The sequence below is a fragment of the Idiomarina sp. 28-8 genome (assembly GCF_000320945.2).
GTDB classification, from domain to species: domain Bacteria; phylum Pseudomonadota; class Gammaproteobacteria; order Enterobacterales; family Alteromonadaceae; genus Idiomarina; species Idiomarina loihiensis.
The window spans coordinates 1-1,236 of the sequence record NZ_BANL01000050.1 but is presented as its reverse complement, the minus strand read 5'-3'; the positions used below and the strand labels follow the sequence as shown (position 1 = coordinate 1,236).

Below are 1,236 nucleotides of genomic sequence, written 5' to 3'. Positions count from 1 at the left end.
GTAGATACCATCTTGTACCAATCGACTTCAAACACTCAATGATGTTTGAGGTCGATATTCTTCCTGGTGCTTGATAACGCCGAAGCAGATTTGTACCAGTTTCCTCATGGCGGCACCAAGCGCCTGCATTTTCGTCTTACCCTGAGCTAACAACCTTTGTTTCTGATAAGCGATGTCCGGGTTACAACGGCTGGCAACTACGGCCGGCAGGTACAGTAAAGCTCGTATGGCCGAAGGCCCGATTTTGCTTAACCGGGTCATCCCTTTATGTGAGCCGGACTCCTGTAGCCTGGGTATCAACCCCAGATAGGCCGCCGCCTCTTTGGCGCTGCTGAAGCGTTTTACGCTGAACAAGCTGGTCAGCTCTCGGGAAACCGTCGGTCCCACACCATCAATACTCTCAAGCAACTCACGGTTTTTCTTTAACTGCGGGTGCCCGTCAATATGGTCATCAATTTCTTTTAGCAGTGCTTTAATTTCCTCATTGAGAACGGCGATCATGTCTTCAATCGATTTCACCACCCGTGGTGAAGTGTCGGTATTCGCGCAGGCTTCCAGCCGATTCCTCTCGCGCAAAACGTCCTTTTGCAAAGCATTCAGGCGTCTGAGTAACAGTTTCAGGTGCCGGGCTTCCGGCGATTCAGGCTCCCACCAGGTAATGTCACCTTTATGGGCTTTATCTTCCGTAAAACGAGCCAGCAGGAGGCTGTCGGATTTGTCCGTTTTATGGGTAACGCCAAGCGACTCGAAGTATTTCTTTGCCCGTCCCGGGTTAGCAATAAAGAGCTTAAATCCCTGCTCGTGCAGCGTATAAATCAAAGCTTCGTGATAAATCCCGGTCGCTTCAATCCCTATCGCGATGTTCTGTGCTTTATGCTGAGTCTGCTGTTTTAACCAGCTCTCCAGCTGAGAGAACGCCTGACGGTCGTTCTTAAAGACCTTCGTTTTCTTCTTCCTCTGTCCGTTTTTACCCAGCTTGTCGGAATAAAAACCAACGTCTAATTTCTTTTTACTTACATCAATGCCAACGTATGCTGTCATCTCTCTTTTTACTCCGCTTGTTCATACGGCCTCACCATTTATAATGGGGACCTGGATACCATTCAGTGTCTAAGAGAAATGGGGCTGGGGTCTGAATCTACGGCGCAGCATTAAATGCTTGCCTGACGTACTGACTCACCAGCCCCTATTGTGACATTCGGTAGCTAATCAAATGCCACTGACAGATACAAGCCT

The 1,236-nt window shown here is 48.9% G+C and carries 1 protein-coding gene; it reads right to left on the bottom strand.

What is annotated here, in order from left to right; translation table 11 throughout:
• Positions 1-27: 27 nt before the first annotated feature.
• Positions 28-1,041: an IS110 family transposase gene (locus RJ32_RS00060; protein ID WP_011233769.1), complete on the bottom strand. Its 1,014-nt coding sequence runs from the start codon at positions 1,039-1,041 to the stop codon at positions 28-30.
• Positions 1,042-1,236 lie beyond the last annotated feature (195 nt).